The following is a 7,874-nucleotide window of genomic DNA, read 5'->3' on the forward strand; positions in this document are numbered from 1 at the left end:
GCCATTTTGTGATAGGTAAGGCTGACTCCAAAAAGTGGCAAAGGACTGTTTTGCAGATTCATTACCGATGTGCGATCGCATCCGATTTGGCGGAAGTAGTTAGAGGCAATTAAAGGGCGGATGCTCTCGTTAAAGAAATTAATTTTTTTAACGAGAGCATCCGCCCTTTAATTGCCTCTAACTACTTCCGCCAAATCGGTGAAAATGGCGAATTTGTTGATAATTTCTGGATTATTGACTTACCCTTTGTGATTTTATTTGGTGTAGAATTGCTGGGGCGCACTTTCTTAATTAGACGGCAACATCCTGGTTTAAGCTGGTTTGAAGCAGTATTGTGGCGTTGGTACGACCTATTTTTACTACTGCCATTTTGGCGGTGGTTGCGAATTTTACCTGTAGTAGTTCGCCTCGATCAAGCGCGGTTATTGAATTTGCATCCAGTGCGAAAGCAAATTCATCAGGGAATTGTTGCCAATTTTGCCGAAGAACTCACAGAAGTTGTAGTGGTGAGAGTAATTAATCAGGTTCAGGGTTCAATTCACAAGGGTGAGTTTACGCGTTGGCTACTGCAACAAGAAAATTTACGTCCCTACATAGATATTAATAATGTGAATGAAGTGGAAGCGATAGCAGGTCTTTTGGTAAAGACAATTGTCTACCAAGTGCTACCCGAAATCCAACCTGCGATCGTTGCCATTTTGCGCCACAACATCGAAACCGTCTTCCATCAAGTCCCCGTCTACCGCAACCTCCAGAACCTCCCTGGCGTGGAACAAGCCCAAAACCAGTTAAGCGAACAACTGGCAACCCAAATCACAACTAATCTTTATAAAACGTTAGTTAGCGCTGTTGAAGACCCTGTGGGCGCAAAACTCACCAGTCAACTCGTACAAAGCTTTAGCGATGCCTTGGGATCTCAAATAAAGGAAAAACACGTACTTTCAGAAATTCAGAGTTTACTTTTTGACTTTTTAGAAGAAATCAAACTCAACTACGTCCAGCGTTTGTCCCAAGAAGACATAGACCAAATTATCGAGCAAACCAGACAGCTACGAACACAAGTATCAGTTCCAGCAGTAGTGAAAAGATGAAGGAGCAGGGGGAGCAGGGGAGGATGAGGGAGATGAGGGAGATGAGGGAGATGAGGGAGATGAGGGAGATGAGGGAGATGAGGGAGTGAGGGACAAGAATTAATAACCAATGCCCAATGCCCAATGCCCAATGCCCAATGCCCAATGCCCAATGCCCAATGCCCAATGCCCAATGCCCAATGCCCAATGATTATTAAATGCGCTAAACTCGAATTAGGCGAATCATAATTGGTTCGTCACAAGACTTCTTGGAAGATATACCTATCGCAGGAAGTGGGTTAGTGCCCACTTTTTTTATTGAATTTTCTCATGGCTCATCCTTTAGTTCCAGAAATTATTGATTTGGCGACACCAGTGGCAGAAGAACTGGGATTGGAAGTGGTTGGCGTGGTTTTTCACACTAACCAAAGTCCACCAGTTTTGCGGGTAGACATTCGCAATCCTGAGCAAGACACCGGTTTAAATGATTGTGAAAGGATGAGCCGTGCTTTAGAAGCCTCTTTAGATGCTGCCCAAATCGTTCCAGATGCATACGTCTTGGAAGTGTCTAGTCCTGGGATTTCGCGGCAACTGGTAACAGATAGGGAGTTTATTTCCTTTAAAGGATTTCCTGTCATCATCTCCACTTCGCCACCCTACGACGGACAACAAGAGTGGACTGGTCAGTTGATTCGTCGGGATGAGACAGCAGTTTACTTAAACCAAAAAGCTCGTGTAGTCGAAATTCCCCGCTCCCTAATTACTAAGGTGCAGCTAGACGAGCGCCGATAAACAAAGGGCTAAGGCTGGTTGAGTTAGAGACTAAAGTGCCATTCGCTCAAGGTTAGAGCTAGGAGCTAGAGGTTAGGGACTAGTGTAAAGCTATTCTCTAATCCCTGGCTTTAATGCGTAATTTTCAGTCCCCAGTCTCCAGTCCCCAGCGATGTACTGAGCGCAGTCGTTGTGTCCCCAGTCCCTAATTTTTAAAGGAGATTGCTTATGTCAATGGTTACTTTACCTGGATTAAAAGAATTAATTGAAAGTATAAGCCGCGAGCGGAATTTACCCCGTCTTGCAGTTCAATCAGCTATTAGAGAAGCACTACTCAAAGGCTACGAACGTTATCGTCGCGCCCAAAATTTAGAACGCAAACAGTTTGACGAAGATTATTTTGAGAATTTTGAAGTAGAACTCGATATTGAAGGAGAAGGATTTCGCGTTCTTTCCACCAAAACCATTGTCGAAGCAGTCAATAACACAGACCACCAGATTTCCCTAGATGAAGTTCAACAAGTAGCTCCCGAAGCGCAGTTAGGAGATTCTGTGGTGCTGGATGTTACCCCCGACCAAGGAGAGTTTGGTCGGATGGCGGCGATACAAACCAAGCAGGTACTGGCGCAAAAATTACGGGATCAACAGCGCCAAATGGTGCAAGAAGAGTTCCAAGATTTAGAAGGAACCGTCCTGCAAGCAAGAGTCCTGCGGTTTGAGCGGCAATCAGTAGTTCTAGCAGTCAGCAGTGGCTTTGGTCAGCCAGAAGTAGAAGCCGAATTACCGAAGCGGGAACAACTACCCAACGATAATTATCGGGCAAATGCCACCTTCAAGGTATATCTCAAAAAAGTCTCCCAAGGGCAGCAACGAGGGCCACAGTTGCTTGTGTCTCGCGCTGATGCTGGTTTGGTGGTTTATCTGTTTGCCAACGAAGTTCCAGAAATCGAAGATGAAGTGGTACGGATTGTTGCCGTAGCTAGGGAGGCAAACCCCCCCTCCCGTTATGTCGGCCCCCGGACTAAAATAGCAGTAGATACTCTTGATCGGGATGTAGACCCAGTAGGCGCTTGTATCGGAGCCAGGGGATCGCGAATTCAAGTGGTAGTCAACGAATTACGCGGTGAAAAAATAGATGTAATTCGCTGGTCGCCAGACCCAGCAACATATATCGCCAACGCCTTAAGTCCAGCCCGGGTAGATGAAGTACGCCTGATGGACCCAGAATCCCGGCAAACTCACGTACTAGTGGCTGAAGACCAATTGAGTTTGGCCATAGGTAAAGAAGGACAAAATGTCCGTTTGGCAGCCCGTCTGACTGGTTGGAAAATAGACATCAAAGACAAAGCTAAGTACGACTACGCAGGAGAAGATGCCAAATTTATGGCTGTAAGAACAAAATATCAATCAGAGGAATCAGAGGAAGACGATCTTGAATATGAGGAAGAATTCGAGGATGAAAATCAGGACGGATTAGAAGAGGAGGATACTTTTGACAATGAAGATGATGAATAATTGATTAATTTTGTAAAGTTTTGATACTGTTGATTGTAGTCTCAGTCTCAAGGATTATTTTCTCAAAAGCTACTTGGTATGAGTAAAAAATAGTAATAATAAACTTCTTTTTACATTCAGAATGCTGGACTGAGATCACCCAGAAACGATGAAACCAAATTATCGGCGCTGTATTAGTTGCCGGAAAGTAGGCTCAAAAGATGAGTTTTGGCGGATTGTCCGCGTCTTTCCATCGGGAAAGGTACAATTAGATCAGGGCATGGGGCGTTCTGCCTATATTTGTCCGCAAAGGAGTTGCCTACAAGCAGCCCAAAAAAAAAATCGACTAGGGCGATCGCTACATGCATCAGTGCCAGAAACACTGTACCAAAGCTTGTTGCAACGTCTAGCCCAGAGCAATACCCAAAACCAAATTTAATTGGAACAACTTTGTGACGTCATCACCAGAGCGGCGAAAAAACTCTTTTCCTGCCCAGTCAAAGCCAAACAGAATAACAGCAGTGTAAATTGCTAATCCACCTAATAAAATCGCTAAACTCATGGCGGAGAATTCTCCTCCGTGAATTCCAACACAAATCGCTAATACTAGCAAAGCACCTGTGTCAGTAAAAATTGTCGCACCAATCGTGACGGTTACAGCTTCATTCGTTACCACTCCCAGGCGACTCACAATTGGATATGCCAAGAGGGTATGAGAAGCCAGTAAAGAACCAATTAGGAAGGAGGCATTCCAACCAAAATCGAATAAACGTCCTGTTGCAATGCCAGCAATCATTGGAACTAAAAATGTTAAAGTGCCAAAACCGATTGAGCGATTTCTAGTTTTACGAAACTGCTCTAAGTCAATTTCTAAACCTGCCACAAACATCAAATAAAGCTTGCCGATCTCCGAGAGCAGATTGATAGTTTCAGACTCAGGGTTTAATAACTTTAGTCCATTTTGCCCTAGTAATATACCTGCAACCAACAACCCCACTAGTCCAGGTAGCCTTAGTCGTTCAAATATAGGAGGTACAGTAAAGATTACTGTTAGGAGAATTGTAAATGCAACAATAGGACTGTCTGTTAGCGAGTTCACTGCCATGTTTAATAATTAAACCTAAATAGAAGATTTATAATTTGCATAAGAAATTTTACTTAATTTTTTTGCTTGCTTCAGTCTTATTAGTCACAAAAAATTAAATCTTTAACAGCATAAATGTTGCGATCGCAATTACGATCCTACCTTAAGAAGGGGTTATCTACATCTACAGGTTGAAATAAAAATAGAATTTATAGTAACGAAAAGAATGGATGAATAAATAGTAGAAAATGGCTCATAGCGCTTATCGTTTGAATGATTAGAGGTGCAAAGATGTTAACCTACTTCTGTGCGCCATATCTATAAAAATCTGGAAGACCGTTCTTATGGGTTCCTATTAATGATAATTTTAAGCATTGGAACCCCTAAAAATCAAAGTTTATGAACGCAGCCGACGATAAAACAATTGTTCGTGAGTATTTCAATTCCACAGGGTTTGACCGTTGGAAGCGAATCTACGGCGATGGCGAAGTCAACAAAGTCCAACTAGATATCCGCAATGGACATCAGCAAACTGTTGATACAGTTCTCGGCTGGCTGAAGGCTGATAACAATTTACCAGAGCTATCAATCTGCGATGCTGGGTGTGGTGTCGGTAGTCTCAGCATCCCCCTAGCGGTAGATGGTGCCAAAGTCTATGCCACCGATATTTCTGAAAAAATGGTGGAAGAAGGCAAGGATAGAGCCAAGCAAACCTTGCCAAATGCCGAAAATCCCACTTTTGCCGTGCAGGATTTGGAATCGTTGAGTGGTAGTTACCATACCGTTATTTGCTTGGATGTTCTCATTCACTACCCCCAAGAAAAAGCGGATGAGATGATTTCTCACCTCTGTTCTTTGGCACAGTCGCGGATAATTCTCAGTTTTGCGCCGAAAACCTGCGCCCTGAGTATACTTAAGAAAATTGGCAGTTTCTTTCCTGGGCCAAGTAAAGCTACTCGTGCATATTTACATCGTGAGGCTGATGTAGTGAGAATTTTGGAAAGTAATGGCTTTTCTTTGCAACGAAAAGCGATGACGAAGACTCGTTTCTATTTTTCCCGCCTACTTGAAGCTACACGTAAGTAAAGTTAGAATCGCAGCAAGATGAATATTATACCTTTGCTGCGATTTAAAAATCTGAAGGCTTAACACTGGTAAGTATTCTAGTTGGTGCTAAGTTCTGCTTTTGAACTTGGCGTAGGCGTAGCCCGCACTTCGACTGCGCTCAGTGACCGTCGGAGACATCGCTCTGATTTGGAGCATGAACAATTATCATAGCGATCGCACAACCATATTGAAGTAATAAAGGCAAAATTTATCCTAAATATTACCAAATAAATGGAATCAAACGAGAACTAGATTGTTGATACTCTGCATACTCTGGATACTTGACAGACATTGCCTCTTCTTTTTGAGATATACGCCAAAGATAGAAGATAAAAATGTATCCTGGTACTAAATAAGCCCAAAAGGAGCCAGCTACAACGCTAAAACTTAAGTACCGCAGCAAATCTGCAAAATAATTGATATTGCGAGAAAAACGCCAAATGTTATCACGTACTAGCCCAGCTTGAAACTGTTTGGCGGTGAGCTTTTGGACATCGGCAGTGGCATTAATCAGACTACCAAAAATGTAGAGTAAAAGTGCAATAGCAGCTGTTGCCATTGATAAGGGAACAGGATTGATAAATGCTAAGTATCCAGGTAAGACATAAAAAAATCCTGCAATTAATACTGTAAAAATGAGAGTTCCTACTCCAGATGGCTCATTAAATATCTTTTGTCGCTCTGGAAACAACCACTGTTCTAGCAACCACCACAGACAGTAGCTAATATGTAGACACATATAAATAACCTGTCGCCAGTCTTGGATACCGAAAACAATAGCAAAACCAACCAAACAAACAATTGTAGTGACTTTTGCCAAATTAATGGCTTTTAATCCGGTTATTCCAGGGTTTTCAGCGTTGACAGTATTCTGCATAAGTTATTGAAATTATTGAAATAAAGGCTCTTCATTACTTATTATGCTAAATACATCTGTATAGAGCTTGTAAAACCTGGAGCAATTCAAGCAGAGATCGTCGAAGCAAGAATCACGCGACTTTGAGTCGTGTGAGGTTCAAATATTGGAAGCTTTGCGAAAGTAAGGTTAAAATCGCTGAGTTAGTGTAAATCTGAAGTGGAACTATGAAAACTGCTGAAAAATTGGCCGCAGCTTGGCTACTGACAATGGGATTCATGTTTGTAACTCTATCAGCAGCAGAGGTATTTAATAAAACGACTATGGAAAAATCAATCACGCTACCCTTAGCTTGGGATGGTTCGATTGAGTTCTCACAAACAAATACCCCTGTAATTGATGATACTACGGTAGAACGTCTAATTTTTGGCATTCCTACCCTAACACTGGGCACATGGTTAGCATTGAGATTATACCGTCAAAGCCGACAGGAGAAAAAGGCGCTTAATCAACAAGTTAGCGATCGCCTGCAATCGATTTTTTATAAAATGCTACAAGAAAATCATGGGCGCATAACTGTATTAGGCTTTGCCATGCAGTCACAACTACCCGCAGCCCATGCTAGGCAATATTTAGATGAAAAAGCTAAAGATTTCAATGCAAACTTTAAGGTGAACGAAGAAGGGGCTGTATCATATCATTTTGATGTCTAATTGTCATTTGTCCTTTGTCCTTTGTCCTTTGTTATTTGTTATTAACTAATGACTAATACTTCGACTACGCCCTTCGGCTACGCTCAGGACAAGCTCAGTACAAGTGACCAATGACTAATGACTAATAATCAACTTACGGTTAGGTCTAATGACGCAGATTTTTTTGAGCGTAGCTGCCATTTTAGGCGGTTTGTCAGTTGCTGCTGGTGCTTTTGCTTCCCATGCCTTGCGGGAAAAAATTAGTGAGCGATGCCTACGGCGGGCTACGCCTACGCTAGAAATTTTTGAAACTGGCGCTCGTTATCAAATGTATCATGCTCTAGCACTTTTTCTCGTAGCACTACTAATTAGTCGCACCGAATTTCCTCAACCCACTCTTGTCGCCAGTGGATGGCTGTTTATCATTGGCATTGTTATTTTCTCAGGTAGCTTGTACGCCCTTAGCTTAACTGGTATTAAATCTTTAGGAGCGATGTCTACGACGGGCTACGCCTACGCACCACTAGGCGGCGCAGCCTTTCTTGCTGGTTGGGGTACTTTAGCTTTTGCCGCTTGGACTTTGAAGTTGTAAAGTAACAAGAATATTTTCCTACAAACAAAGTTATGAATTATGAGTTTTTCACTTATAATTCATAGCTCCTCATTCTCAGGCGTACCAACAAACTATGCAAATCCGCATTCGCTGAAGGTACTTCAGGTAATGGGCTTGATTCATATACTTCCTGCAACTTATTACGCAGACGTTCATATTCTATTTGATGAAAAGCTACATTAATATC

Annotated in this window: 8 protein-coding genes and 2 pseudogenes; 7 read left to right on the forward strand and 3 right to left on the reverse strand. The window is 42.4% G+C overall.

Going from position 1 to position 7,874, the window contains the following annotated elements; translation table 11 throughout:
* Positions 1-131: 131 nt before the first annotated feature.
* Positions 132-1,091 (forward strand): annotated as a pseudogene (locus LC574_RS16710) (hypothetical protein); the annotation flags it as partial.
* Here the strand turns inward: LC574_RS16710 and LC574_RS38065 are convergent.
* Positions 1,065-1,187, reverse strand: a complete 123-nt coding sequence (locus LC574_RS38065; protein ID WP_267871565.1) for a hypothetical protein — start codon at positions 1,185-1,187, stop codon at positions 1,065-1,067. The pseudogene LC574_RS16710 and the gene LC574_RS38065 overlap by 27 nt on opposite strands.
* A 213-nt stretch (positions 1,188-1,400) precedes the next feature.
* Here LC574_RS38065 and rimP point away from each other — a divergent pair, with 213 nt between their 5' ends.
* From rimP to LC574_RS16725, 3 genes are all read left to right on the forward strand, one after another.
* Positions 1,401-1,862 (forward strand): ribosome maturation factor RimP, encoded by a 462-nt coding sequence (gene rimP, locus LC574_RS16715; RefSeq protein WP_229454555.1) that lies wholly within the window; start codon positions 1,401-1,403, stop codon positions 1,860-1,862.
* 207 nt (positions 1,863-2,069) lie between these two features.
* Entirely contained in the window at positions 2,070-3,356 is a 1,287-nt protein-coding gene (gene nusA / locus LC574_RS16720) for a transcription termination factor NusA (protein ID WP_229454556.1), read from the forward strand.
* A gap of 148 nt (positions 3,357-3,504) precedes the next feature.
* Positions 3,505-3,774, forward strand: coding sequence for a YlxR family protein (locus tag LC574_RS16725; protein ID WP_229454557.1), 270 nt, complete (start codon positions 3,505-3,507; stop codon positions 3,772-3,774).
* A gap of 18 nt (positions 3,775-3,792) precedes the next feature.
* On the opposite strand, the pseudogene LC574_RS16730 reads toward LC574_RS16725, so the two are convergent.
* A pseudogene (locus LC574_RS16730) lies at positions 3,793-4,440 on the reverse strand (cation:proton antiporter); the annotation flags it as partial.
* Positions 4,441-4,818: 378 nt separating this feature from the next.
* On the opposite strand from LC574_RS16730, the gene bchM reads away from it, so the two are divergent.
* On the forward strand, positions 4,819-5,505 hold the full coding sequence (bchM, locus tag LC574_RS16735; protein ID WP_229454558.1) for a magnesium protoporphyrin IX methyltransferase: 687 nt from the start codon (positions 4,819-4,821) through the stop codon (positions 5,503-5,505).
* A gap of 241 nt (positions 5,506-5,746) precedes the next feature.
* Here the strand turns inward: bchM and LC574_RS16740 are convergent, their stop codons facing one another.
* On the reverse strand, positions 5,747-6,403 hold the full coding sequence (locus tag LC574_RS16740) for a DUF1295 domain-containing protein (protein WP_229454559.1): 657 nt from the start codon (positions 6,401-6,403) through the stop codon (positions 5,747-5,749).
* Between the two features lie 206 nt (positions 6,404-6,609).
* Here LC574_RS16740 and LC574_RS16745 point away from each other — a divergent pair, with 206 nt between their 5' ends.
* Both LC574_RS16745 and LC574_RS16750 read left to right on the forward strand, forming a co-directional pair.
* Entirely contained in the window at positions 6,610-7,095 is a 486-nt protein-coding gene (locus LC574_RS16745; RefSeq protein ID WP_229454560.1) for a hypothetical protein, read from the forward strand.
* 148 nt (positions 7,096-7,243) lie between these two features.
* Entirely contained in the window at positions 7,244-7,666 is a 423-nt protein-coding gene (locus tag LC574_RS16750) for a DUF423 domain-containing protein (protein ID WP_229454561.1), read from the forward strand.
* The last annotated feature ends 208 nt before the right edge of the window (positions 7,667-7,874 follow it).

Origin of the sequence: Nostoc sp. CHAB 5715 (assembly GCF_020829685.1) — a bacterium.
GTDB lineage: Bacteria > Cyanobacteriota > Cyanobacteriia > Cyanobacteriales > Nostocaceae > Nostoc.

Bases quoted from the DNA above. Each gene is read 5' to 3' on its own strand.
- LC574_RS16725 (WP_229454557.1), top strand. From the start codon at position 3,505: ATGAAACCAAATTATCGGCGCTGTATTAGTTGCCGGAAAGTAGGCTCA.
- LC574_RS16750 (WP_229454561.1), top strand. From the start codon at position 7,244: ATGACGCAGATTTTTTTGAGCGTAGCTGCCATTTTAGGCGGTTTGTCA.
- LC574_RS16745 (WP_229454560.1), top strand. From the start codon at position 6,610: ATGAAAACTGCTGAAAAATTGGCCGCAGCTTGGCTACTGACAATGGGA.
- rimP (WP_229454555.1), top strand. From the start codon at position 1,401: ATGGCTCATCCTTTAGTTCCAGAAATTATTGATTTGGCGACACCAGTG.
- nusA (WP_229454556.1), top strand. From the start codon at position 2,070: ATGTCAATGGTTACTTTACCTGGATTAAAAGAATTAATTGAAAGTATA.
- bchM (WP_229454558.1), top strand. From the start codon at position 4,819: ATGAACGCAGCCGACGATAAAACAATTGTTCGTGAGTATTTCAATTCC.
- LC574_RS16740 (WP_229454559.1), bottom strand. From the start codon at position 6,403: ATGCAGAATACTGTCAACGCTGAAAACCCTGGAATAACCGGATTAAAA.